The 25216-nt window shown below is 62.6% G+C and carries 22 protein-coding genes; 8 read left to right on the top strand and 14 right to left on the bottom strand.

Features of this window, described 5'->3' with window-relative positions:
* Positions 1–36: 36 nt before the first annotated feature.
* Positions 37–2502 (bottom strand): penicillin acylase family protein, encoded by a 2466-nt coding sequence (locus Q0844_RS03405; protein WP_299042120.1) that lies wholly within the window; start codon positions 2500–2502, stop codon positions 37–39.
* Between the two features lie 108 nt (positions 2503–2610).
* On the opposite strand from Q0844_RS03405, the gene Q0844_RS03400 reads away from it, so the two are divergent.
* Positions 2611–3483 (top strand): NAD(P)-dependent oxidoreductase, encoded by an 873-nt coding sequence (locus Q0844_RS03400; protein WP_299042119.1) that lies wholly within the window; start codon positions 2611–2613, stop codon positions 3481–3483.
* A gap of 60 nt (positions 3484–3543) precedes the next feature.
* On the opposite strand, the gene Q0844_RS03395 is transcribed toward Q0844_RS03400, so the two are convergent.
* Entirely contained in the window at positions 3544–4110 is a 567-nt protein-coding gene (locus Q0844_RS03395) for a YSC84-related protein (protein WP_299042117.1), read from the bottom strand.
* Between the two features lie 213 nt (positions 4111–4323).
* Positions 4324–5337 carry a porphobilinogen synthase gene (gene hemB / locus Q0844_RS03390; protein WP_299042116.1) on the bottom strand — a complete coding sequence of 338 codons (1014 nt, stop codon included), beginning with the start codon at positions 5335–5337 and terminating at the stop codon, positions 4324–4326.
* A 141-nt stretch (positions 5338–5478) separates the two neighbouring features.
* Here hemB and Q0844_RS03385 point away from each other — a divergent pair, with 141 nt between their 5' ends.
* Together Q0844_RS03385 and mfd are read left to right on the top strand one after the other, a co-directional pair.
* Positions 5479–6006 (top strand): component of SufBCD complex, encoded by a 528-nt coding sequence (locus Q0844_RS03385; RefSeq protein ID WP_299042114.1) that lies wholly within the window; start codon positions 5479–5481, stop codon positions 6004–6006.
* Positions 6007–6070: 64 nt separating this feature from the next.
* Positions 6071–9523: a transcription-repair coupling factor gene (gene mfd, locus Q0844_RS03380; RefSeq protein ID WP_299042113.1), complete on the top strand. Its 3453-nt coding sequence runs from the start codon at positions 6071–6073 to the stop codon at positions 9521–9523.
* 318 nt (positions 9524–9841) lie between these two features.
* On the opposite strand, the gene Q0844_RS03375 is transcribed toward mfd, so the two are convergent.
* The 3 genes from Q0844_RS03375 to Q0844_RS03365 all read right to left on the bottom strand — a co-directional run bounded on the left by Q0844_RS03375 (position 9842) and on the right by Q0844_RS03365 (position 13348).
* Positions 9842–11002 (bottom strand): multidrug effflux MFS transporter, encoded by a 1161-nt coding sequence (locus Q0844_RS03375; protein ID WP_299042111.1) that lies wholly within the window; start codon positions 11000–11002, stop codon positions 9842–9844.
* A gap of 178 nt (positions 11003–11180) precedes the next feature.
* Entirely contained in the window at positions 11181–11825 is a 645-nt protein-coding gene (locus Q0844_RS03370; protein ID WP_299042109.1) for a DsbA family oxidoreductase, read from the bottom strand.
* Positions 11825–13348 carry a class I adenylate-forming enzyme family protein gene (locus Q0844_RS03365; RefSeq protein WP_299042107.1) on the bottom strand — a complete coding sequence of 508 codons (1524 nt, stop codon included), beginning with the start codon at positions 13346–13348 and terminating at the stop codon, positions 11825–11827. Before Q0844_RS03365 ends, Q0844_RS03370 begins: the two co-directional genes overlap by 1 nt.
* 44 nt (positions 13349–13392) lie before the next feature.
* Here Q0844_RS03365 and Q0844_RS03360 point away from each other — a divergent pair, with 44 nt between their 5' ends.
* Positions 13393–14016 carry an XRE family transcriptional regulator gene (locus Q0844_RS03360; RefSeq protein ID WP_299042104.1) on the top strand — a complete coding sequence of 208 codons (624 nt, stop codon included), beginning with the start codon at positions 13393–13395 and terminating at the stop codon, positions 14014–14016.
* Here Q0844_RS03360 and Q0844_RS03355 read toward each other — a convergent pair whose 3' ends face one another.
* The 3 genes from Q0844_RS03355 to Q0844_RS03345 form a co-directional block, all read right to left on the bottom strand.
* Complete coding sequence (locus tag Q0844_RS03355; RefSeq protein WP_299042101.1) at positions 14017–14241, bottom strand: hypothetical protein; 225 nt, start codon at positions 14239–14241, stop codon at positions 14017–14019.
* A gap of 116 nt (positions 14242–14357) precedes the next feature.
* Positions 14358–15011 (bottom strand): MIP/aquaporin family protein, encoded by a 654-nt coding sequence (locus tag Q0844_RS03350; protein ID WP_299042099.1) that lies wholly within the window; start codon positions 15009–15011, stop codon positions 14358–14360.
* A gap of 13 nt (positions 15012–15024) precedes the next feature.
* On the bottom strand, positions 15025–16740 hold the full coding sequence (locus tag Q0844_RS03345) for an extracellular solute-binding protein (protein WP_299045188.1): 1716 nt from the start codon (positions 16738–16740) through the stop codon (positions 15025–15027).
* A gap of 399 nt (positions 16741–17139) precedes the next feature.
* Here Q0844_RS03345 and Q0844_RS03340 point away from each other — a divergent pair, with 399 nt between their 5' ends.
* Together Q0844_RS03340 and Q0844_RS03335 are read left to right on the top strand one after the other, a co-directional pair.
* Positions 17140–17925, top strand: a complete 786-nt coding sequence (locus Q0844_RS03340; protein ID WP_299042097.1) for a 3-hydroxybutyrate dehydrogenase — start codon at positions 17140–17142, stop codon at positions 17923–17925.
* 70 nt (positions 17926–17995) lie between these two features.
* The gene (locus tag Q0844_RS03335; RefSeq protein WP_299042095.1) at positions 17996–19027 is read left to right on the top strand and encodes a patatin-like phospholipase family protein; all 1032 of its coding nucleotides are present in this window, start codon (positions 17996–17998) and stop codon (positions 19025–19027) included.
* 8 nt (positions 19028–19035) lie between these two features.
* Here Q0844_RS03335 and Q0844_RS03330 read toward each other — a convergent pair whose 3' ends face one another.
* The 4 genes from Q0844_RS03330 to Q0844_RS03315 form a co-directional block, all read right to left on the bottom strand.
* Positions 19036–19785: a DUF502 domain-containing protein gene (locus tag Q0844_RS03330; RefSeq protein ID WP_299042093.1), complete on the bottom strand. Its 750-nt coding sequence runs from the start codon at positions 19783–19785 to the stop codon at positions 19036–19038.
* Between the two features lie 72 nt (positions 19786–19857).
* Positions 19858–20778, bottom strand: a complete 921-nt coding sequence (locus Q0844_RS03325; RefSeq protein ID WP_299042092.1) for a pseudouridine-5'-phosphate glycosidase — start codon at positions 20776–20778, stop codon at positions 19858–19860.
* A complete protein-coding gene (locus Q0844_RS03320; protein ID WP_299042091.1) occupies positions 20775–21668 on the bottom strand; it encodes a PfkB family carbohydrate kinase in 894 nt (297 codons plus the stop codon). Before Q0844_RS03320 ends, Q0844_RS03325 begins: the two co-directional genes overlap by 4 nt.
* A 45-nt stretch (positions 21669–21713) precedes the next feature.
* On the bottom strand, positions 21714–22517 hold the full coding sequence (locus Q0844_RS03315) for a DUF4198 domain-containing protein (RefSeq protein WP_299042088.1): 804 nt from the start codon (positions 22515–22517) through the stop codon (positions 21714–21716).
* Positions 22518–22620: 103 nt separating this feature from the next.
* Between Q0844_RS03315 and Q0844_RS03310 the strand changes: the two genes are divergently transcribed.
* A complete protein-coding gene (locus Q0844_RS03310; RefSeq protein ID WP_366522975.1) occupies positions 22621–23709 on the top strand; it encodes a HupE/UreJ family protein in 1089 nt (362 codons plus the stop codon).
* Here Q0844_RS03310 and Q0844_RS03305 read toward each other — a convergent pair.
* On the bottom strand, positions 23706–24320 hold the full coding sequence (locus tag Q0844_RS03305) for a thiamine phosphate synthase (RefSeq protein WP_299042083.1): 615 nt from the start codon (positions 24318–24320) through the stop codon (positions 23706–23708). The genes Q0844_RS03310 and Q0844_RS03305 overlap by 4 nt on opposite strands.
* Positions 24321–24457: 137 nt before the next feature.
* Between Q0844_RS03305 and Q0844_RS03300 the strand changes: the two genes are divergently transcribed.
* Positions 24458–25186, top strand: coding sequence for an RNA methyltransferase (locus Q0844_RS03300; RefSeq protein WP_299042081.1), 729 nt, complete (start codon positions 24458–24460; stop codon positions 25184–25186).
* The last annotated feature ends 30 nt before the right edge of the window (positions 25187–25216 follow it).

The following is a 25216-nucleotide window of genomic DNA, read 5'->3' as shown; positions in this document are numbered from 1 at the left end:
TGCGTGTGCATATTTTTGGAACAATGAAGAGGTGGGTCATCGCAGGGGTTCGAGCCTTGTGATGCCCACAGCCGCAGCCCGCGCGAGCCCTTCGTCCAGAGACATGGGGATGTATTCGCCGCGTCGCCACAGCTGGGCCAGGTCGTCATAGTGCCGCGACAGGACGTGTCCCGACTGGCCGGTCGAGATCACGAAGACGGAACTGTTGGGGTCGGCAAAGTCATAGACACCGCGGTAGCCCGCGCCATGCACGTTGTTGAACGGATCGGGGCCTGTGCCCTTGGTCAGCCCCCGCAGGAGGGTGTTGTCGCCACCGGAGGTGCTTTGCCGGATGTTGACGAAATAGCGCAGGATCGGCACCTCGCCCAGCACCTGGTGGTCGTGGGTGGCCTGATGCGCATCGCCCCAGCGCAGGCTTTCCAGTTGCGTGCCCCAGGTTTCATTGATGTCGAGCAGGGCGTCGTCCAGTGCCAAGCGCGCCATGTCGGGGCAGGTTTCCACGGGGGCCGATTGGCGCACGTCGCACCAGATGCCGGCCCCGTCCACATTGCGGAAGACCCGTTCGATAAAAAGCGGCTCGACATGCGTCAGCGTGTCGGCCATGGGGCCAAGTTCGTCCCGGATCAGCCGGTCCTGCAACTTGCGCAGCCAGGCCGCGTAGATCAGCGGTTCGGGCCAGTGTTCGTTCATCTCGCCGTTCCATTCGGCCAGAAGCGACAGCGCGCGTTGGCGCTGGCGTTCGGGGGTGCCTGCGGGGGCGGCCTCGCCGGTGAACCACAGTTCGGATCCGATCAGGGGCAGGAGCGAACGGGCGGTGAAGCTGACCGTATCAAGCTGAGCCTCGATGAAGCTGTCACGCGTATGGACTTCGCGCGCCTGCATGAGGCGGCGCCAGCGTTGCACCCGTTGCGTGTCGCCCCAGACAAAGCTGATGTGGTTGGGAAACGGACGATCGACGGTCTTGTTGTTGGTGTTGCCCAGGATGCCGCCCACGGGCGAGACGAAACCGGGGTTCGAGGTGTATGGCATGCGCCCCTGCCAGCGGTTTTCACTGCGCCAGCCAAGCGCAGGCAGACGGCCCTGGCTTTGGTGGGCGTCGTTGCGGTTCGGGACCGCGCCGATGGTTTTCATTGCGATCGATCCGCGATCGACAAGCGTGATGTTCTGGGCGGGGGCGATATAGGCTTCGCCTGCGGTGATGGCTTCGGCCACCGTCTGCGCCTTCATGATCCCCAGTGCCGCGGTCAGGGAGGTGTCGCGCGGGCTGAGCACTGTCCAGCTGAGCGCGGCCACATGTCCAGGCGGTGTGACGGTCCCAAGGTTGCGGAAGCTGCCGGGCAGGACGGGCCCATTGTCCGTCCAGCGCAGGGTAAGCGTTACCGGGTCCGCGTCGGCGATTTGCAGAATGGAATCACGCGACTCAAACGCTTTCCATCCCGTTGGGGTCCGATACTGGGACGGGTCCTGCGGGTTCAACTCTTCCATGAACACGTCCTGATCGTCGACATAGGCCGTGGTGAGCCCCCAACCCAGCCTGTCGGAGCGCCCTGTCAGGACCACGGGCATGCCGGGGATCGTGCCGCCAATCACGCCGCCGGTGCGCAGTTCGAGGCGCGCGAGGTACCAGATCGCGGGGGCAGAGAACCCCAGATGCGGGTCATTGGCCAGCAACGTGCCGCCCGAGGCCGACCGCGCGGCGGCAGCGGCCCATGCGTTGGACGCGCCTGCAAAGCCGCGGGGTTTGAAGGGCGAGAGCGGGTGCGGGTCAGGTTCGGCAGCCGCAAATGTGGGCGACGTGCCGGGGACGAGGCTGGCGTATTCGGGCAGGCTTGCGATGCCGTCGCCCGGGACGTCCGGAAGGATGTCGGCAAGGCGCGCAGGGTCATCAAGGGCCAGCGACATGCGCGCGCGCAGCACCTCTTCGCTGAGGTGGCCGGACAGTTGCAGGCCCATCAGCTTGGCGATGGCGATGCTGTCTGCCGGGCGCCACGGGGCCAGGGGGCTGTTGAACAGGAACATTTCGGGCGCGCCGCGCCCCAGCGCCTCGGCATTGATCTGGTCAAGCCGGGCGTTCACTCCCGAGGCGTAGGCATCGAGGGCGGCGCGGGTGGCGGCATCCTGCGCCTCGACCGACTGAACGGACAGCCTGTAGATGTCGAGCCGGCGGATAAAGCTGTCGACGTCCACCGTGGCGGTGCCGAAGAGCTCGCTGAGCCGTCCCTGTGCCGTGCGGCGCAGCATCATCATCTGCCACAGCCGGTCCTGTGCATGGGCAAAGCCCAGCCCATGGAACACATCCGTGTCCGTGCTGCCAAAGATGTGGGGCACATTTGCGTTGTCGCGCACGATTTCGACCGGGGCGGTGATGGCGGGCACGCGCACGCGGGCATCATAATTGGGCAGGGATCGCGCCGCGAGGTAATAGACCATGCCCACGCCCAGAACGACCAGGACGATCACCCCGGCCGTCAGGCGAACCAGCCATTGAAACACCACTGCCATGCCGATGCTGATCCTTGTCCTTGGATGCGTTGACGCTTGGGCCATGACTGTTAGGTAGGCAGGGGAAGAAGCGCAAGCCGCAGGCGGCGCAAAAGGCGAGGGATCATCATGGCGAAGCTGGCATTTTTGGGGATGGGCGTGATGGGCGCGCCGATGGCGGGGCATCTGTTGAAAGCGGGTCACCAGGTGACAGTGTATAACCGCACGGCGTCCAAGGCGCAGAATTGGGTCAGCGACCATGGTGGCGCCATGGCGACAACACCGCGTGTCGCCGCCGAAGGGGCCGATTTCGTGATGGCCTGCGTCGGCAATGATGATGATTTGCGGTCCGTTTGTCTGGGGGATGATGGCGCCTTTGCCGGGATGGGGACGGGCACGGTGTTTGTCGATCATACCACCGTGTCGGCCAAGGTGACGGCCGAGCTGTATGCCGCGGCCGATGCGGCCCAGATCAGTTTTGTGGATGCCCCGATTTCGGGCGGGCAGGCGGGGGCCGAGAATGGGCAGTTGTCGATCATGTGCGGCGGTGACCAAGGGGCCTATGACCGGGCCGAGCCGATCATGCAGGCCTATGCCAAGCTGTGCCGCCGGATCGGGGGCAGCGGCGCAGGACAGATGACCAAGATGTGCAACCAGATCGCCATTGCCGGTGTGGTACAGGGCCTGTCCGAGGCACTGCATTTCGCCGAGAAGGCCGGGCTGGACGGGCGCGCCGTGGTCGAGGTGATTTCACAGGGCGCTGCGGGATCGTGGCAGATGTCGAACCGGTATGAGACCATGCTGGATGACCACTTTGATCACGGATTTGCCACGGACTGGATGCGCAAGGATCTGGGCATCTGTCTGGACACGGCGGACGAGAACGGAGCCAGTCTGCCGGTGACGGCGCTGGTCGATCAGTTTTACAAGGACGTGCAGAAGATGGGGGGCGGGCGTTGGGACACGTCCAGCCTGTTCAAGCGGTTGCGCAACATCGGGTGATGATCTCTGCCGGCGGGTGGACTCTTGGCTTTGCCAATTCGCCCGCCCACCGGCCCGGTATCAGGGAATGATGCGCGTGTATTTGGTGCCTTCAAGCGTGGCGCCGATGCGCAGGCCGGCGCGCGCGAAGACGGCCGCCAGCACCGGTGACAGCGCTGTTGTCGTGTCAGCCGCGACGCTGTCGCCCTGATCGGACACCACATATTCGAGGTCCGCACCTGCGGCCCAGCCGGGGCCACGGCGGAATTCGCTCAGCGCATCCTGGGTCATGAAGAACAGGACATGCGCAAATTGCTGTGCGCCGATCTGCAGCCCGCCCGACCCCTTGAGCACCGAGTAGTAGTCGATGGTGGCATTGTCCACGCGCAGCGCGCCGCGTCCATAGGCCCCGCCAAAGCCAAGCCCGGCTTCGGTCACCAGTGGCATCACCAGCATGCCGTTTGCCTTTTGCGCCAATTGTACCGTGTTGGGGTAGCTGCGGTACATTTCTTCAAGTGTTGCATCGACCCGCGCGTCGATCAGCGACCCGCCGCGACTGCCAATGCCATTTCCACATGCCGCCAGAAGGCCCGTGCCTGCCAGCGCCCCTGCGGCGAATGCACGCCGCGAGATCCCGTTCGTTTTCATAGTGAACCGCCTGTATAGTTCTTGGGTTTGCGCGGTTTACCCGCGCTTGTGTGCAAATATACGCCGATTGCGACGGCCTGTCACTATGCGGTGGGGTCTGGGCGGGTTTTTGCCGGGGATTTGGGGGCTCTGCCCCCGGTGCGTGGCACCTCCCCCGGGATATTTTGAGCCGGAAGAAATTGAGGGGCGTCATGGGTGTCGCGCGCTTGTGTGTCAGGGACTGGCCTGGCTGCTGTTCAGCAGTGTTGCCGCTGCGGGGGCGAAATATGTCAGGATGCCGTCACAGCCTGCACGTTTGAAGGCCATCAGGCTTTCCATCATCACCCGGTCGTGGTCCACCCATCCGTTGGCGCTGGCGGCCTTGATCATCGCGTATTCGCCCGACACCTGGTAGGCGAAGGTTGGCGCGCCGAAGGCATCTTTGACGCGTCGGCAGATGTCGAGATAGGGCAGGCCGGGTTTGACCATGACCATGTCGGCCCCTTCGCCGAGGTCCCGTTCGATCAGCCGCAGGGCTTCGTCCGAATTGCCGGGGTCCATCTGGTAGGTCTTCTTGTCACCCGTCAGGGCCCCGGATGCGCCCACCGCATCGCGGAATGGCCCATAGAAGGCCGAGGCATATTTTGCGGCATAGCTGAGGATCATCACGTTTTGATGCCCTGCGCCTTCAAGGGCTGCGCGGATGGCGCCGATACGGCCATCCATCATGTCCGAGGGGCCGATGATGTCGGCGCCCGCGTCGGCCTGCGACAGGGCCATTTTCACCAGCGCCTCGACCGTGCGGTCATTCACGATCTTGCCATCTTCGACAAACCCGTCATGGCCGTTGATGTTATAGGTATCCAGGGCCACATCGGTCATGACCGCGATGTCGGGCACCGCCTGTTTGATGGCGCGGATGGCGCGGTTGGCGTGGTTGTCGGGGTCCCATGCGCCCGCGCAGTCTTCGGTCCGTTCTTCCAATCCGGTATAGGGGAAGATGCAGATGGCGGGGATGCCCAGATCGGCGGCCTCGCGGGCGGCGTCGACCACCTTGTCGACCGAGCGGCGCACGACGCCGGGCATCGACGGGATGGGTTCCTCGATCCGTTCGCCGCTGCGCACGAAGACCGGCCAGATGAAATCGTCGACCGACAGCGTGTTTTGCCGCACGAGGCCACGGATCGCGGGGCTTTGACGGGTGCGGCGCAGGCGGGTGGTGGGATAGGGGGCTTGGGTCGGGCGCATGACAAGTGTCCAGTTTGAGTGACAGTGCATGGGTGGCATGGATTTTTGCGCTTGCCAAGTCTAGGCACCGGGGCGCGTGCACGCTAAGAGGGACCGCGAAGCAAGCAAGAAAGCCCGCGAAACGCGGCGACAGGACAGCGCGTGGACTGGTACGACACCATCTTTGAGCTCATCGACATGCGCTCGTTCTCGAACCTTTGGTTCTGGATCGCGTTGGCGGTCGTGTGGTCGACCGCCAGCCACTGGGTGCTGGGCGTGCCTTACGACATGGTCGCGCGGGCCCGTCGGCATGGCGGGCAGGCGGCGGCGGATCTGGAGGACCTGATCCGCATCAATACCAACCGCATCCTGTTCATTGCATCCGTGTCGGGCCTGTGGCTGCTGGGGTTTGCGTGTTTCGTGTTGACCGGTCTGGTTCTGCTGGGTTTCATCTATGATCTGGAATTTGCGCAAGCCCTGTTCCTGCTGGGCTTTCCAATGAGCATCGTCGGGGCGCTGAACCTGTCCACCGCCCGCCTGATCCAGGAAGAGGAAGCGACCGGAGAGGCGTTGTGGCGGCGCATGACGCGCCATCGCACAATGGTGCAGGCCATCGGCATGGTGTCGATTTTCGTGACCGCGCTGTGGGGGATGTACCAAAACCTGTCAATCGGGCCGCTGGCCGGTTGACAGTCGGGGCGAAAGCCCCAATTGAAGCGCTCTTGATCCCGAACCCTTCCGCCTGACGAGTTTCATGCCCGAGCAGACCCATATCACCGTGTCCGGCGCGCCCGAGGGATTTGACGCACGTCTGATCCTTGACGAGGTCGCCAAGGGTGGTCCGGTGTGCCATGTCGCGCGCGACGACAAGCGGTTGGCGGCGATGCAGGCGGCGCTGCGGTTCTTTGCACCCGACATGCCGGTTCTGGTCTTTCCCGGCTGGGATTGCCTGCCCTATGACCGGGTGTCGCCCAATGCCGATATCTCGGCCCAGCGGATGGCGACACTGGCCGCGCTGGTACACGGGATGCCCGACCGGTTCATATTGCTGACCACGCTCAATGCCGCCACCCAGCGGGTGCCTGCGCGCGCTTTGCTGCGCGAGGCCGCGTTTTCCGCGACCGTGGGCAACCGCGTGGACGAGGGCGCGCTGCGGCAATTTCTGGTGCGCATGGGTTTTGTCCAAAGCCCCACGGTGATGGAGCCCGGCGACTATGCCATTCGGGGCGGCATCATCGACATCTATCCTCCCGGCGATTTGGGGCCTGTGCGCCTGGACCTGTTTGGCGATGTGCTGGACGGCGCGCGCCGGTTTGATCCGGCCACGCAGCGCACGACCGAAAAGCTGGATGTGATCGAACTGGCCCCGGTGTCCGAGGTGATCCTGGACGAGGCAGCGATCACGCGGTTCCGGCAGAACTATCGCCTTGAATTCGGGGCGGCGGGTACGGACGACCCGCTGTACGAGGCGGTGAGCGCGGGGCGCAAGCATCAGGGGGCGGAGCATTGGTTGCCCTTGTTCCATGATCGTTTGGACACGCTGCTGGATTACCTGCCGGGGGCGACGATCACGCTGGATGATCAGGTGACGCCTGCGCGCCTTGCCCGCTGGGACAGCATCGAGGACCAGTACGAGACGCGCCGGCTGGCGATGGAAAACCGGTCGAAAATGGACAGCGTCTACAAGCCGGCTAAGCCGTCGGGTCTGTATCTGGACGATGCGGCGTGGGAGGCGGCGGTGGCCGGGTTCCGCGTGCTGTCATTCGCGCAACTGCCGCAGGCAACCGGCCCCGGTGTGATTGATGCGGGCGGGCGCATCGGGCGCAATTTTTCACCCGAACGTCAACAGGAAACCGTCAGCCTGTTCGGGTCTTTGGCGGCGCATGTCAAAGCGAAGATGGCCGATGGTCCGGTTGTCATTGCAAGCTATTCCGAAGGGGCGCGCGAGCGTCTGACCGGCCTGATTGAAGACGAGGGTTTGGCCGGGGTCGTTCCGATCCCCAACGCCACGCGTGTGGGCAAACGCGGCCTGCACCTGGCGGTCTGGGCGCTGGAACATGGGTTCGAGGCGCCGGGCCTGACCGTCATTTCCGAACAGGATGTGCTGGGCGACCGGCTGATCCGTCAACCCAAGAAGAAGCGCCGGGCCGAGAATTTCCTGACCGAGACGCAATCGCTGTCGCCTGGTGATCTGGTGGTGCATGTGGATCACGGGATTGGCCGCTATCAGGGCATGGAGGTGGTGACTGCGGCCGGTGCCGCGCATGAGTGTCTGCTGCTGGAATACGCAGAGCGGTCAAAGCTGTACCTGCCGGTCGAGAACATCGAATTGCTGTCCAAATATGGCCACGATGAGGGCCTGCTGGACCGGCTGGGCGGCGGCGCGTGGCAGGCCAAGAAGGCAAGGCTGAAAGAGCGTATTCGCGAGATGGCGGACCGGTTGATCCGCATCGCTGCCGAACGTGCCTTGCGCAAGGCCCCGATCCTGGAGCCGCCCCCGGGCATGTGGGACGCCTTTGCGGCACGGTTCCCCTATCAGGAAACCGACGATCAGCTGAATGCCATTGCCGCCGTGATGGACGATCTGGGGGCTGGGCAGCCGATGGACCGGCTGATCTGCGGCGATGTGGGCTTTGGCAAGACCGAAGTGGCGATGCGCGCGGCCTTTGTGGCCGCCATGTCGGGCGTACAGGTGGCGGTAATTGCGCCCACGACGCTGCTTGCGCGGCAGCATTACAAGAGCTTTGCCGAGCGGTTTCGGGGGTTTCCAATCGAAGTGCGGCAGCTTTCGCGCTTTGTCAGTGCCAAGGATGCGGCGGTGACCCGCGACGGGATGTCGAAGGGCACGGCGGATATCGTGGTGGGCACGCATGCGCTGCTGGCCAAGGGGGTGCGGTTCCAGAACCTGGGTCTGCTGGTCATCGACGAGGAACAGAAGTTTGGTGTGGGCCACAAGGAGCGGCTGAAGCAGATGCGGTCTGACGTGCATGTGCTGACCCTGACAGCCACGCCTATTCCACGGACCCTGCAATTGTCGCTGACCGGCGTGCGTGACCTTTCGATCATCGGCACACCCCCGGTGGACCGTCTGGCGATCCGTACATACGTGTCCGAATTTGATACTGTGACGATCCGCGAGGCGCTGCTGCGCGAGCATTATCGTGGTGGGCAAAGCTTTTATGTCGTGCCGCGTATCAGTGACCTGCCGGAGATCGAGGCGTTCCTGAAAGAACAACTTCCCGAACTTACCTATGTCGTGGCCCATGGTCAGATGGCAGCGGGCGAGTTGGATGACCGCATGAACGCCTTTTACGACGGCAAGTTCGATGTGTTGCTGGCGACCACGATTGTCGAGAGCGGGTTGGATATTCCGACGGCCAACACGATGGTCATTCACCGGGCCGACATGTTTGGTCTGGCGCAGCTGTACCAGATCCGGGGTCGCGTGGGTCGCTCAAAGACACGGGCCTATGCGTATCTCACCACCAAGCCGCGTGCCAAGCTGACGGTCACGGCGGAAAAGCGGCTGCGCGTGCTGGGGTCGCTGGATACGCTGGGGGCGGGGTTCACGCTGGCGTCTCAGGACCTTGATATTCGCGGGGCTGGCAATCTTTTGGGCGAGGAACAGTCGGGCCAGATGCGCGATGTGGGCTTTGAGTTGTATCAATCCATGCTCGAAGAGGCGATCGGCAAGATCAAGGCGGGCGAGATGGAGGGGCTGGCCGATGACGACGGGCAATGGGCGCCCCAGATCAATCTGGGCGTGCCGGTGCTGATCCCCGACGATTACGTGCCCGACCTGGACGTGCGGCTGGGCCTGTACCGCCGGTTGTCCGAGTTGACGACCAAGGTGGAGTTGGAAGGCTTTGCCGCCGAATTGATCGACCGCTTTGGCAAGCTGCCCAAGGAGGTGAACACGCTGATGCTGGTGGTGCGCATCAAGGCGATGTGCAAGCGGGCGGGCATTGCCAAGCTGGATGGCGGGCCAAGAGGGGCGACGATCCAGTTCCACAATGACAAGTTCGCCTCGCCCCAGGGGCTGGTGGAGTTCATCCAGGACCAGCGCGGCATGGCAAAGGTCAAGGACAACAAGATCGTGGTGCGACGGGACTGGAAAAAGGACAGCGACAAGATCAAGGGCGCCTTTGCGCTTGCACGTGATCTGGCGGAGAAAATCGTGGCGGAGAAGAAAAAGACGAAGGCGTAAACGGCATCTGGTAGTTTGCAGGACTGCACACCTACATAGGGTAGACAAGAAAAATTTAACTGACGCTGGATGCGCGAGTCAGAATTGCTTAATCGCGACTATCCCATGCGTTGGAGTATGCAAGAATCAGCTGCACTTCGGAGTTGGTTCTTATGACAAACACGAGCGAAACCTATGCCGTCCACATCGACATCCCCGGTGTGACTTTCAAAGTCAAAAATGAACGCTGCCTGATATGGCTTTGTGTTACGACTTTGTCTGTGTCGTCCATACTTTTGGTCGTCGCATTGGTCCTGAAGACGCCCGGACGCGCGTGAACTAAGCCACAGCCTCTTCCGCCCGGCGCATCTGCTGCATAAGCACGGATGCCACGATGCAGGCCATCAGAACGGTGGCGACCAACGCCATGGGCGTGCCGTCGAACATCAGGCCAATGGGCGACGCAAGGGCGGCCCCCAGCACGGTCGATACGGCCCCGATGACGGAGGCGGCCATGCCCGCGATGTGGCCCATCGGTTCCATCGCGATGGCATTCAGGTTGGCAACGGTCAGCCCGCCCTGGAACATCACGCCCCATTGCCAGAAGATGTAGAACCAGAACAGCCCCGGCAGGTCCGCCACCATCCACAGCACAAAGACGGTCGAGATGACCACCTGCGCGGCAAGCGCCCAGGTCACCAGCCGCCGCATCCCGAACCGGCCGACGATGGCAGCATTCAGCAGGCTTGAAATACCCGAAGCGAGCGCGATGGCGCCGAACCACAGCGGGAACGTATCGACCCGGTCAAAGGTCACCTCGAAAATGGGCTGCACCATGGTCAGGATCGAAAACAGGATCATCAACATGAGCGTCTGCACATAGATCGACAGGCGCACCGTGCGGTGCGCAAACATCTGGCGCACGGAGTCTTTCATCAGAGGCCAGCGCAAAGGGCGCCGGTTTTCGGGCGGCAGGGTTTCAGACACCCGCAGGCCGAACCACAGCAGCAGAATGACGGCAAAGATCAGAAAGGCGGGGAATATCGCACGCCAGCCCGCGGCCTCCATGATGATCTGGCCCAAAAGCGGTGCGATGGCAGGCACCAGCAGGAACACCATCATGGTCAGCGACAGGATGCTGGCCATGGCCCGACCAGCGTAGAGGTCTCGGATGATGGCGGTCGACACCACGCGGGGACCCGCAGCCCCCAGGCCCTGCAACACGCGGGCGGCCAGCATCAGTTCAAGCGTCGGCGCCACCCAGCTGAGCACCGCACCCACGGCGTAGACAGCAAGCCCCAGGTAAACCACCGGCTTGCGCCCGATCGCATCCGACAACGGCCCGGTAAAGAAGGTGCCTGCGCCCATGCCGATGACGAAGAAGGTCATGACCAGAGCGGCCTGTGCCACACCACCCGGTGCAATCTCGGCGGCAATGGCGGGCATGGCGGGCAGCATCGCGTCAATGGAAAACGCGATGGTTGCAAACATCATTGCCATCAGGGCAATGAACTCTGCTTTCCCTAATCGTTGTCCCTCCGGATCGGTCACGTGGCGATTTGCTCTGTTGGTTCTGCGGTGACGCTGTTCCGCAGCACATTGGGGATGCGCAATGGAAATGGCAACGACTTATGGTTGAAAATCGACCAAACGGTTAAAATGTGAACGCATCCGCCTGTCAGGCGGCGCCGGCCCGCAGTTCCGAGATGACTTTTGCCCAAAGCTCGGGCGGTTGGGCCCCCGGAACGGCATGCTGGTTGGCCACGATGAAGGTGGGGACCGAACCGATTCCCATCTGGCGGGAATGCGCATCGCGCGCGGCGATGTCGTCGCGGTCCGCGTCCGAGGCCAGAAGCCGCAGAACGACACTGGCATCCATGTCGATCCCGTCTGCGATGTCGGCCAGCACTTCGGCGTTTCCGATGTCGCGGGTTTCGACAAAATACGCCTTGAACAGGGCGGATACGGCGGCTGTCTGCTTGCCCTCGATCCCGGCCCAATGGATCAGGCGATGGGCATCGAGCGTGTTTGGGGTGCGTGTCATGCCTTCGAAATCGATCTTGAGACCGGCCTTTTCGGCATGTTCGACAACGGGTGCATAGGCCCGCACGGCACCATCCTTGCCACCGAATTTCGTTTCCAGATAGGTCCGCCGGTCCATGCCCTCGGCGGGCATGTCGGGGTTCAGCTGGAACGGATGCCATTCGATGACAAACGGGTGGTCCGGATGCGCTTCGAGCGCGCGGTCAAGATGCGCCTTGCCAATATAGCACCAGGGGCAAATCGGGTCGGACATGATATCGAGCTTGATCGGGTCGGGCATCACTGGGCTTTCGTTGCTTTGTGCCAGAACAGCGGCAACCGCCGTCGCACCAGCTTGCCATTTCCACCCGTGGGCAGTGTTGGCACGTGGACATAGGCGCGGGGCTGCTTGTACCCCGCGAGCTTCGGCTCGACATAGGCACGCAAGGCGCTTTCGTCCAGTGGGGCGGACGCCGTGTAGAACGCGGCAATGATAAAGACGCCGGGCTTGACCTCGACCTGTGCCACGCCAACGGATGACAGGCCCGGAGCGCCAGCCAGCGCCGCCTCGACCTCGATCGGCGAGACGCGGTAGCCGCCCGCATTCAGCATGTCGTCGTTGCGCCCCAGATAGCCAATTTGCCCGTCTTCGTCCATGACGCCGATGTCGCCTGTCATGAACCAGTCGCCAGCAAACCGGTCGCGGGTGTCGTCGGGTGCGTTCAGGTATTCCAGCATCAGGCCGGGATCTGTGTGGTGCACCGCAATGGTGCCGGGCGTGCCACGCGGCATTGGCCCGCCATCGCCCATGATCGCAACCCGCCGCCCCGGTTGTGGCTGTCCCAGGCGGCCGGGTTTGGCGGGGGCCGTGGGGCAGGCCGAGATGAAGGTCGAACATTCAGACATGCCGTAGGCTTCGTATACGTCCGTGGACGTTGCCCGCCGCCACGCCTGGGCGACGGCCTCGGACAGCTTCTCTCCGGCACTGAGCCCGTGACGCAGATGCGGCAATGCCGGCAGTGTCGAGCGGTTGAGGATTTGGCGGTAAACCCCCGGCGCCGCTGCAAAAATGCTGGCCTTGTGCGCTGCAAGACACGCACCAAGATCCTCGGGCGGGGTACCTGCTGCCGGGATCAGCGCGGTGGCCCCGACCGTCCAGGGATCCATCAACCCGGTGCCCAGCGTATAGGTCCAGTTGAAGGCGCCCGCATGCATCAGCACGTCATCGGGCCTCAGGCCGTACCAGCCCTGATGCATCATCTGCCGGGCCCAGATCGCGCGATGCGCATGGGCCACGGCGCGCGGTCTGCCCGACGTGCCGGACGTATAGATGACATAGCCCAAACGGTCGGGATCGCCCATGTGCCAGTCGGCGGGGGCGGTGTCGCGCAGGGTCTGAAGGGTGGCAAGGCCGATTTCGGGCGCACCCGGCGCTGATGCAACCTGCGGGTCCCTGAGGATCATGCGCGGTTGCAGCTCGGCGACGATGTTTGCGACCTCGGCCTCTGTCAGGGCGGCTGAGGTCGGCACCGGTACCAGCCCGACAGCCAGGGCCCCGAGATATGCAATTGGAAAATCGATGGTGTTTCCCAGCCGCATCAACAGGATATCGCCAGGCACGCAGCCTGTGGCCAGAAATCCGGCCCCGGTGCCCAGAACGGCCCGTTTCAGGGCGCCATAGGTCATCCCGGCGGCGGTGTTATTCTGCACCACGGATACGGCGACCTTGTCAGGATGTGCATCGGCGTGAGCCAGAACATGTGCTGCCATGTTGAACGGGGCAGGGCAGGCGGGCGCCGCGGGCCCTTGCGTTATGCTCAGCATGGGTGGCGTTGCAAGGGCGTACCTCGCGTCCTATAGAGGTCGCCATGCAAGGCAAAGACCCCAAAACCCTGATCCAGATTGCCCGCTCCACAGGCAAGGACGACACCGCAGAGCCGCTTGATCTGGGCGCACGCGTGCGCGAATTGCGCAAGGCGCGCGACTGGACGCTTGAACAGGCCGCAAACCAGGCCGGGTTGGCCCGGTCGACCCTGTCGAAGATCGAGAATGGTCAGATGTCGCCCACCTACGAAGCGCTGAAGAAGCTGGCCGTCGGCCTTGAGATCAGCGTGCCGCAATTGTTCACGCCGCCGGAAAAGGGGCAGATCAACGGGCGTATGGTCGTGACCCAGTCGGGCGAAGGCAACGCGCAGGCCACCGTGACCTATGAACACGAGTTGCTGGCCGAAACCCTGACGAAAAAGCAGATGCTGCCCTATCGCGCGCGGGTGCGTGCCCGGTCGATGGACGAATTTGACGGCTGGGTACGGCACGACGGCGAAGAGTTCCTCTATGTGCTGACCGGTGTCATCCGACTGTATACAGAGTTCTACGAGCCGGTCGACATGCGACGCGGAGACAGTGCCTATTATGATGCCACGATGGGTCACAACGTGGTGTCAGTCAGCGACGAGGATGCGTTGATCTTGTGGGTAACGTCGCTGGCCTGATCAGGCCGATGCGACCCGCACCTCTTGGGCACGCTGCGACATGAAATCGTCGAACGCGTCCTGCGCCTCTTTGAGCGACATGTCGTGGGTGGCAGCCAGATAGCTTTCGAACCGATCCTGATCTGCCTTGAGGAAAGGCATCGCACTGGGTTCAAGTTTCGGGAACACTTTGCACAGCGCGCGATAGTTCTCCGCCCAATTGCGGGTCAGGTCGTTCCAGTTCATGCGTACCCCCGAGGCTTTTCGGTTACTTGGTGTGTTGAACACGCACCCCTGCCAGCGCTCCCTACGCCAAGCAGACATCCACCACGCGCCGAACAATATTGCAATTTTTTGACAGATCAAGGCTTGAGGTCGAACAACCTGCGCAAGATCGGATGGGCGGCAAAGACGGCAAGCACTTGAACGCAGACAAAGGCGGCCACGTGCCCGGGGTAAATGCCTGCAAACGTGTCAGAAAATCCGCGCGCGATCGTGACCGCCGGATTGGCAAAGCTGGTCGAGGAGGTGAACCAGTAAGCGCCGGTGATATAGAGTGCGACCAGGGTCGGCACCGCATCGGGCCGTGCCCGCAACCCGCCAAAGATCACAAAAAGCAGGCCAAAGGTGGCAATCCCCTCGGACCACCATTGCGCAAGGCCGGTGCGGTGCAGCGTGGCCGAGCTTTGCAGGATCGGCAGATCGAACATTGCGTGCGTGGCCCAGACGCCCAGCACACCGCCTGCGATCTGGACGCTGACATAGGCCAGCGCGGGCCGCGTCGTGATCTCTCCCCGCAGCCAGAAGGCGAGGGTGACGGCGGGATTGAAATGCGCGCCAGAAATCGGCCCCAGCACGGAGATGATGACATAAAGCATGCAGCCCGTCGCAATCGCGTTGGCCAGAAGTGCGATGGCGATGTTTCCGCCAGCCAGGTCCTCGCCCATGATGCCCGAACCCACGACACTGATCAGAAGCAGCGCGGTTCCCAGCCCTTCGGCCACAAGTTTCTGCACGGTACCCGTCCCGTCAGTTCGCGTCCCACCACCAGAATTGCGGCATCCAGTCCGGCCCGTCACCATAAAGCGGGATCACCTTTGGGTGTTTCATGTCCGAGACATGGGCGATGCGGCCTGTGGTGAATTGCCAGAACGGCACCACATAGCGCCCGGCCGTGAGCAGCCGGTCAAGCGCACGAGTGGCGGCAATGCTGTCTTCGCGCGTGGTGGCGGTCAGCATGGCGGTGATCATGGCATCAATGGCCTGGTCCTGTGCGCCCATCAGGTTGGCCGAGCCTTCCTCGTCCGCCGCCGTGGATCCCCAATAGAACCATTGTTCGTTGCCGGGGCTGAGCGACATGGCACGGCGGTGATAGGTCATGTCGAAGTCAAAGGCATCCTCGCGGGCGGTGAATTGTGCGCCGTCCACCAGGTCGACGCTGACATCGATGCCCAATTGGTCCAACGCCTGGGTATAGAGGTCGGCAATCGCCCGATCCTCGGTCCGTTGCTGGTCCAGCAGGATGGTGAAGGACATCGCGGTTCCATCCGCGTTGCGCAGCTTGCCATCCCGCGTGGTCCATCCCGCCTCTTCCAACAGACCCAATGCGCGTCGCAAACCACGTCGGTTGCGCAAGGTGCCGTCGCTTTCGGGCAGGGTGTAGCCCTCCATTACCCCAGGCAAGAGGTTGCCATTGAAGGGGGCAAGCAGTTCGGCCACGCGGCCCTTGGCGGCCCCCGGTTCCATCGCAAGCGGCGAGTTCGAGAAATAGGATGTGATGCGCGGTTGCGCGCCACCCGTGAGCGTGTCGTTGATGTATTCGAAGTTGAAGGCGGTGATCAGCGCCTCGCGTACGCGCCAATCGTCAAATGGCGCGCGGCGTGTATTCATTACAAAACCGGTGATGCCTGATGGTTTCTGATGCGCAATCTCGGTTTTGACCACGTCGCCGGATTGGGCGCGGGGGAAGTCATAGCGGCTGTTCCACGCCTCGGCGTTGAACTCGCGCACTGCGGACACGTCACCGGCCTTGAAGGCCTCAAGCACCACATCGCCATCGCCGTAGAAGTCGATCGTGATCTCGTCAAAGTTGAACGTGCCACGCCGGAAATTCAGGTCATTGCCCCAATAGTCGGGGTTTCGCGTTAGGGTGACGGACCGCGCCGCCTCGAAATCGCTGACGACGTAAGGACCGGAACCGATGGGCACATCATTGATGGTGGCGGCGGCAGAGTCCTTTCCGTCCCATTGCGCCTTTTGCAGGATCGGGCGCATCCCGGCCAGCAGTGCCAGTTCGCGGTTTTCGGTGTTGAAGGTGAACTTGATCTTGCGCGGACCGGTCTGTTCCAGCGTTTCGATCTGGGTCCATAGGCTGCGATACCGCCCATGCCCCTGCGTACCGAGCGTTTCATAAGACCACAGGACATCTTCGACCGTGACCGGGCTGCCATCCGAGAACGTGGCGCCCTCGCGCAGGGTAAATTCGACCCAGGTGCGGTCCGGGTCCGTCTCAATCGATTCGGCCAGCAGACCATAAAGGGCAAACGGTTCGTTCCCGCTGCGACCCATCAGGCTTTCATGGGTCAGAAAGCGCAGCTGCCAGGGTACGTTGCCTTTCTGGATGTAGGGATTGAGCGAATCAAAACTGCCTGTATTGGCCAACGTGATGCTGCCCCCTTTGGGTGCATCGGGATTCGCATGCGGCAAGGCCACAAAATCCGGTGGCAGGGCAGGGTCCCCATACATAGCTATGCCATGTTGTGGCTCTGCTTGTGCCACGGCGGCAAAGCTGACGAGACTTGCAAGAATCACCGCGAAGGTCCGGTTCTTGCTTGCTCCGATTTGGAAAAAATGCCTGCTCATTTCGTAAACAATCCTCAATCGCCCTTGTTTTGTTAACAATAGCGGCCCCGGGACATTTACGCATTATCAAACTTTTAGCTTGGACTCTTCGGGCGGGTTTGCGTATAACAAGAGCACTGCTCGATAGGTTTCTTGCCTGTATGAAACCTGCCTCAATAACTTAACGCCAGCTTCGTGCTGGCGTTTTTTTTGGCTCGATGGCAACGATCGGGATGGTCCGGCCATTTCTTTCGCAGGTGCAGCATGACAGGATGCGCCTACCACGCACGAAAGGACACCCCCATGGCATTTGAAATCTCGCTCGGCGGCAAAACGGCCGTCATCACCGGATCGAATTCAGGTATCGGACTGGGCATGGCGTGGGAACTCGCGCGGGCCGGGGCGGACGTGGTGCTGAATTCGTTCACCAACACGGATGAGGACCACGCCCTCGCCAAGGATATCGCAGAGGAGACGGGCACCAACACCCGCTACATTCAGGCGGACATGTCCAAGGGCGACCAGTGCCGCGCATTGATCGAACAGGCGGGTGCCTGCGACATCCTGATCAACAACGCAGGGATCCAGCATGTGGCAGGCATCCCTGACTTCCCCGTCGACAAGTGGGACGCGATCATCGCCATCAACCTCAGTTCCGCCTTTCACACAACAGCTGCCGCTTTGCCTTTGATGCGGGCCGCCGGCTGGGGGCGCGTCATCAACATCTCGTCGGCCCATGGCCTGACGGCGTCGCCCTACAAATCCGCCTACATCGCGGCCAAACACGGAATTGTTGGCCTGACCAAGACAACGGCCCTCGAAACTGCCGAAGAACCAATCACCGCCAACGCCATCTGCCCCGGATATGTGTTGACCCCGCTGGTTGAAAGCCAGATCCCCGACACGATGAAGGAATACGATATGGACCGCGAGGACGTGATCAAGAACGTCATGCTCAAGCGCCAGCCATCGAAGGCATTCGCGACAACCGAACAGATGGGCGGCACGGCGGTGTTCCTGTGTTCGCCAGCCGCCGATCAGATCACCGGCACGACAATCAGCGTGGACGGCGGTTGGACGGCGCTCTGATTCACCTTCATCTTGCCGGAAAACTCCCGCCGGAAGCTCCCGCACTCTCAACCCCAGCAAAGGGCGATCCATGACGCGCAAAAAGATCAATGTGGCCTTGCAGGGCGGCGGCGCCCATGGCGCGTTCACCTGGGGCGCGCTGGATGTTCTGCTGGCCGATGACCGTATCGATATCGCGGGCGTGTCAGGCACTTCTGCGGGGGCGTTGAACGGCGCGGCGGTCAAGGCAGGTCTGGCGTTGGCCGGCGAACAGGCGGCCCGCGATAATCTGGACTGGCTGTGGGACCAGGTGGCGGGGGTCCAGGACCTGCGGATCGCGTCGTGGATGGCGCCCTTCGGGCCCGCACAGGTCAGCCAGGCGCTGGAATATTCGCTGCCCTATGCCATCGGAGACGCAATAGGCCGCATGGTGTCGCCCTATGCCTATGGTCCGTTCTACCGCAATCCGCTGACGGATATCGTGTCCAAGTTCAACATGGACAAGGTCTGTTGCGATGACGGCCCGCAGTTGTTCATCAATGCCACCCGCGTCCGAAACGGAAAGCTGCGCGTGTTTCGGCAAGCCGAGGTGACGCTCGAGGTGATCATGGCGTCGGCCTGTTTGCCCACCTTGTTTCAGGCCGTGACGATCCACGACACCGAAACAGGGCAGGACGAAGAGTTCTGGGACGGCGGGTATACCGGCAACCCGGCGCTGTTTCCGCTGTTTGACAGGTCGCTGCCGGACGACATCATCGTTATCAACATCAACCCGCTGGAACGCGAACAGCTGCCGCGCACGCCGCAGCAGATCCAGAACCGGATCAACGAGATCAGCTTTAACTCGTCACTTCTGCGCGAAATGCGGGCGATTTCCTTTGTGAAGCGCCTGATTGACGAGGGCACGATCCAGGAAGGGCAGATGCGGCGCATCAACATGCACATGATTGCAGATGATGCGTTGATGAACGACCTGAGTATTGCCACCAAGGTGGTGCCCAACGGCTATGTGATCGGCACCCTGCGCGACGCGGGCGCGCGAGCGGCCGAGCAGTTTCTGGACAGCCATTTCGATCAGATCGGTACCGGCGACAGCATCGACATGCGCACCATGTTCAGCTGACGCTCAGCCTATTGTGGGGGCGGCGTCGTCGGGTCCTTGCCGTTGGGATAGACAAGGCCTGCCGATATCACCAGCTTGGCCGCGTCCTCGACCGTCATGTCCAGTTCGATCACGTCCTCTGCCGGAAAGAACAGCAAAAAGCCCGAAGTGGGGTTGGGTGTCGTGGGCACAAAAATGCTGAGCAGCGCACCGGTATTGCCCGCCCGTTCGCTGACCTCGCCCTTGGCGGTGGTCGAGATGAAGCCGATGGCCCAGATCCCCTTTCGCGGGTATTCGATCAGGCATGCCTTTTCAAAGGACCGTTCGGACTGGGCAAAGATCGTTTCCGAGATCTGCTTGATCCCGGAATAGATCGACCGCACCACCGGGGTGCGTTCCACCAGGCTTTCGGCATAGCGGATCAAGGACCGGCCAATGAAGCCTTTGGCGATCCAGCCCACAAAGATCGTGAACAGCAAGAAGACGATGACGCCCACGCCGCGGACGTTCACGTTGATCCAGTCCGGGTTTGGCAGGCGCGATCCGTTCTGTTCGATGAACCGCGGATTGTTGAGCCAATAGTTGACGATCGAATCCGGTTGCCACGCCGTCGGCACCAGCGGCCAGACAAATCCATCGACCCAGCCGATCACCGTCCAGATCAACCATACGGTCAAACCCACCGGTGCAATCACGACGATACCCGTCAGGAACGAGGCGCGCAAACGAGAAAACAAACCGGGGCGCCGGGGCGTTTCTGGATCAAATGGGGTATTCATCGGGGTCCCGGCACAAAGTCATCAAAGAAGTATGTCAACGGGTCGGGCACTACAATGGTTTCCGCCGTTTAATCAGGCATCCTTTTGCAGAGCGCACAATTCGGTTGCGATTTGCGTGGCGAGCCTTGCGTTGTTGCGCACCAACGCGATGTTTGCGGTCAGCGACCGGCCTTCTGTCAATTCAAAGATGCGTTGCAGCAGATAGGGCGTCACGCCCTTGCCTGTGATGCCATGTGCATCCGCGTCCCGTGCGGCTTGCTCGATGATGGGTGCCAGCGTTGCGCGGTCGATCTCGTCTTCGGCGGGGATCGGGTTGGCGACCAACTGGCCCCCCGGAACGCCCAAGGCCGCGCGCTGTGCGTGGGCGGCTGCGATCTCTGCCGCACTGTCCATGCGCAGGGGGGCAGAGATACCGGCGCTGCGCGACCAGAAGGCGGGCACATCGTCCTGACCGAACGCGATGACCGGCACCCCTTGGGTTTCCAGCACCTCCAGGGTTTTGGGTATATCGAGGATCGCCTTGGCCCCGGCGGCCACGACGGTCACTGGCGTTTGTGCCAATTCCATCAGGTCGGCAGAGATGTCAAAGCTGGCCTCGGCCCCCTGGTGCACGCCGCCGATGCCACCCGTCGCAAAGACGGCAATGCCCGCAATCCGCGCGGCGATCATCGTGGCCGCCACCGTGGTTGCCCCCGTACCGCCCGACGCGATGCAGGCTGCCATGTCCGCGCGGCTCAGCTTGGCTACATTCCGGGCTTGGGCCAGGTCTTCGAGCGCCGCGTCGGTCAGGCCCACGTGCAGCGTGCCGTTGATCACCGCCATCGTGGCCGGCACCCCGCCGCCTGCGCGCACGTCCGCTTCGACCTGCCGGGCAACGTCCAGGTTCTGCGGATAGGGCATGCCATGGGTGATGATCGTGCTTTCAAGCGCGACGACGGGCGCGCCAGTGGCAAGGGCGTCAGCGACGTCGGGTGCCGGGGTGAACAGGGTCATGTCGGTGTCTTTCCTGATACGTAGATGGCCGCCGCCTCCAGGGCGGCGTGCAGCGCGCCGTTCCGGTCCGCGCCGCGCAGTTCCGCCGCGATATGGGCGGCCATGAAGGTGTCGCCTGCGCCTGTAATGCGGGTCACCAGGACCTGCGGCGGCGTGGCGCTGATCAGGCCCTGTGATGTCCCTTCGGTCGCTGTGTTGCCGCCATCGGTCACCAGAACCCGCGCCGCACCGCGATCTAAAAGCCCCTCCGCCGCCGCGATCGACGTGTCAAAGCCGCGCTGGCACAGCAATCCCGCCTCTTCAAGGTTGACGTAAAGCGTGCCGCGTCCATGGGTCAGGAACGGCCCCAGCCGCTCGGCCTTGCCGGGTGACGCCGGTGCCACGCGCAGGTCTGCCTGGGCCAGAACGGGACTGGTTGCAATTTCGTTCAGCAGATCAAGTGTGAGATTGCCGTCAAGGGCGGCAAGACCCGCATAGGGCGCTGCGGTGGTCGCAATTGTGCCATCGGTCAGCGGACGCAGGATCTTGGCGCCGGCACTTTCCAGCGAATGGGCATCCGCGATGGCCGCGATCAACCCGTTGGCCCCTTCGACAGCCATGTATTGGTCCGTTGGCAGGTCTTCCGAGCGGTAGACCGTATCCGTGATCATGCCACGTGCCGTGCAGGCAGCAATCAATTCATCCCCTTCCGCGTCGCGGCCAATCGCGCTGAGCAGGGCAGGTGTCAGCCCAAAGCGGGCCAGCGTCATCGCGATGTTCATGGCGACGCCGCCGGGCAGGCGGGTGATGCGCCCAGGCACGTCCGAGCCCTGGCGCATGGCAAGCGGCGCACGTCCGATCACATCCCACAGGACCGATCCAATGCACAGAATGTCGGGCGTCTTTGTCATGTCCGCCTTGTGCCGCTCTCGGGCTCAAGTGGCAAGGGCGCCGTGCTAGCCCGGAACCGCGAAGGTCAGCGCCGCCCAAAAGGTGTCCCAGACAGCGTCCGTATCGGTGTCTGCGACCGGTGCAATGGAAACGGCATCAAACAGGTAGGCGTGGCCGGGCTGGACCGGCACTGTCGCAATTCCCTCTGCATCGGTGCGGTGCAGGCTCACCGTGACGGTATTGTCTGGCGCACGGTCAAACACTTCGACTTGCGCGTTCGCCCTGATCTGTCCGTCCAACGTAACCTGCACGCGCATCGCCCCGTCAAAATCGGCGGCATAGGGGTTTGTCAGGGCAATGAATTCGGTTTTCAGACCCAGCGCCCGGTCCCGGCCGGCGCCGTCCCCCACGGCAACGAGGGCCTTGGCGTGCCGGGTATAGCGTTCCTTGAAAGGAGGTGCGGGAAAGTCATTGGCCGCATGGCGCGCCTCGATATCCGCAAAATCCTTGTGGTCGGCGAATTTCAGAAACTTCGCCCATTCCTTGTAGGTCAGCAGCGACGGCGTTGTTTCATGCACAACCACCACAAGCCCGCCCACCGGGGCCGGCACATCCAGGGCGGGGTTGTCGCCCATCCGCGCCTCGACCGGGCGGATGGTGTCACCGACCACAACATCGAACCGTTCGATCCGGCGTTCGAAATATGCCAGGTTCACGCCCTCGAATGTCTCGCCGTTCTTGAGACGCGCTATGATTTTACCCGATGGCGGCACTTGATACACTTCGGGTTCGATCCAGAACTCATGAGCGGTTGCGCTTGTGGTCAGGATGGCGCACCAAAGCGCAAGAAAAAGTCGGGGAAGATACATGCCGGATGCCTTTGATCGAGTGCCTTTGAAGCTGCGGCTTTGGGCGGTTTTGTCAACTCTTTGCTGTTCACTTTGGGCACAGGGGCTTGCGGCTCACGAAGTTGTGCCAACAATCGCCGACGTGACAGTGGAGGGCGAGGTTTTGCGCCTGGACGTGCGCGCCAACATCGAGGCGCAACTGTCCGGCATAGATCTGGATGCGGTGGCCGACACCGACAATGCGGAGAATGCGGCGGATTATGACGCCTTGCGTGCACTGAGCGGGGCCGATGTGGCCGCGCGAGCGCCGGACCTCGTTGACGTCTGGAATGCCCTGCCGATTGTGACAGTCGATGGCGCACCGTTAACCCTTGTTCTGGACACCGTGACGGTGCCCGAAGTTGCAAATCAAGAGCTTGCCCGGGTTTCGGATATCGCGCTCAGTGCTGCTGTCCCAGCGGAGACAAAACAGATCACGGTGGCCTGGCCTGACGGCGCGGGTGACCTGATTCTGCGACAACAGGGGGTCGATGCGCCCTATACCGGTCTGATCAGTGGCGGCGGGAACAGTGGTGCCATTTCGGTATCCGGCGGGGATGCGGCGTCAGGCTGGCAGACTTTTGGGGCCTACATTCCAGTCGGGTTTGATCACATTCTGCCCAAGGGACTGGACCATATCCTGTTCGTCCTTGGCCTGTTCTTCCTGTCGACGCGGATCGGGCCGCTGCTGTGGCAGGTCACAGCGTTCACACTGGCCCACACGGTCACGCTGGCCCTGGGAGCGCTGGGGCTGGTCAACATTCCCGGCAGCATTGTTGAGCCGCTGATCGCGGCCTCGATTGTCTATGTGGCGATCGAGAACATCTTTGCCCGGGGTCTGAGCACGTGGCGACCGGTGATCATCTTTGGCTTTGGCCTTTTGCACGGGTTGGGTTTTGCATCGGTCCTTGGGGAATTCGGATTGCCGGACGGCCAGTTCATTCCTGCCTTGATCGGCTTCAATATCGGGGTGGAACTGGGGCAGCTGACCGTCATTGCACTTGCCGCGATTGCGTTGTGGCTGGGCGTGCGGGCCGCGCGGATGTCCGACCTTGAAGGGCAGGAAGAGACGATCACAGACTACAATGTCATGTTCCGCGCCTGGTCCGTGACCGGGTCGCTGATCATTGCCGTGATCGCGATCTATTGGGTGATTGAACGGACGCTTCTTTAGTCCAGCGGGATCATCAGCCGGGCGAGGGCGGCCGCCGGGTCATCGTCGCCCCAGATCTCTTCTCCGACGCCGAAGAAGTCGGTGATGCGGCACAGACGCTTGACCGTGGCTTCGGTCAGGCCACCCTCGGCGACCACGGGCACCTCGATCATCTCGGACCACCAGGCAAACAGGGCGTCATCGGCGGCTGCCTCGTCCCCGAGGCCGGTGATCGGACCGAACGCCACATAGTCCGCACCCGCTTCGCCCGCTGTCATGCCATCATGGCGAGACGTGCCGCAAAAACTGCCGACGATGGCATCGGGTCCAAGCGCCTTGCGCGCGTCGCGTACGGATTTCGCGGCGTCCGACAGGTGCACGCCATCTAGTCCCAGCCGTTCGGCCAATCCTACATGGTCGTTCACCACGATTGCCACGTCGCGCGCATGGGCCACTTCGCGGCACGCGTCGGCCGCGCGGGAAATGCGGTCTTCGTCCCGGGTTGCGAGCGCCAGGCGGATGCAGGCCACGTCGTGCGCATCCAGAACCGAGGCGAGTTGATCCGGGAACACCGACAGTTCGAACACGGGCGGGGTCAGAAGGTAAAGCTGCGGCTGCTCGGGGTCACTCATTGGCGTCGTCCTTTTGGTCTTGGGCTGGCTCTAGCCCAAACCGATGGGCTTGAACAACTTTTATGCCTCCGGCGGAAGTTTATTTTGCCAAGTGAAGGGGATTGTCGGTCGGGGTGGGTCGCGGTAGATGGCCCGCCATGACACCGACATTTGTGCTGACGCGCCCGCAGATGGGCGAAAACATCGGAGCCGCGGCCCGCGCCATGCTGAACTTTGACGTGGACCGGATGCGCATCGTGGATCCGCGTGACGGCTGGCCGAACCCGGCCGCCGTGGCGATGGCCAGCGGGGCGGGTCGTGTTCTGGATGCCGCCACCGTGCACCCGGATGTGGCCGGCAGCGTTAGTGATTGCACCTATGTCTACGCCACCACGGCCCGAATGCGGGACATGACCAAGGACGTGTTGAGCCCCGAGGCCGCGATGCAGGATGCCGCCCGCAGGATGGCCGGGGGCCAGCATGTGGCCGTCATGTTCGGGCCCGAAAGGGCCGGGTTGGAAAATGAGGATCTGGCCCAGGCCAACGCGTTGATCACAGTGCCCGTGAACCCGGAGTTTCCGTCCCTGAACCTGGCCCAATGCGTGTTGCTCGTAGGTTACGAGTGGCGCCGCGCCAGCGCCGAGATCGAACACAAGGTGACCGAGATGGCAGGCACCGACTGGGCCGAGGGCCGCGAGATTGACCACCTGGCCCGCCATTTCGAGGAACGGCTGGAGGAAGCGGGCTTCTTTTTTCCCGAACACAAGGCCCCTAGCATGAAGATGAACCTGCGCAATCTGTGGAGCCGGATGCCCCTGACGCGCGCCGATGTGCAGACCTTGCACGGCATGCTGCGTCAGATGGTCCGCTGGGCGTCGCGCCAGTGACGCTGGACCTTGGCCCATCGCAGACTTAGG

This window comes from uncultured Tateyamaria sp. (assembly GCF_947503465.1).
In the GTDB taxonomy this organism is placed as follows: Bacteria; Pseudomonadota; Alphaproteobacteria; order Rhodobacterales; family Rhodobacteraceae; genus Tateyamaria.
This window is presented reverse-complemented; position numbering and strand designations above follow the sequence as displayed.